We start from the raw sequence: 255 nt of genomic DNA, 5'->3' as shown, positions 1-255 counted from the left end.
TAGGTGAAGGAAGAAAATTAGCAGATAAGATAGGAACAGATTTATCAGTACTTTTATTAGGAAATAAAATAGATGAAGAAGCAGAAAAATTAGCCCATTACGGAGTAGATAAAGTTATTTATTTTGACCATGAAAAGTTAGAAAATTACTCAACAGATGCTTATTCCAAAGTTATAGGTGAGTATATATTAGAAAATCAACCTGAGTCAGTATTGATAGGAGCTACTTCAATTGGAAGAGATTTAGCGCCTAGAA

1 pseudogene is annotated in these 255 nt (G+C 31.0%); it reads left to right on the top strand.

Annotation, left to right across the window (positions count from 1 at the left end):
• Nucleotides 1-255, top strand: a pseudogene (locus ACQ3F0_RS26935) (electron transfer flavoprotein subunit alpha); the annotation flags it as partial.

It is taken from the genome of Clostridium sediminicola (assembly GCF_050402865.1).
Taxonomy (GTDB): Bacteria; Bacillota; Clostridia; order Clostridiales; family Clostridiaceae; genus Clostridium_AF; species Clostridium_AF sediminicola.
The sequence above is the reverse complement of the archived record's forward strand: the minus strand, read 5'-3'. Positions and strand labels throughout refer to the sequence as shown.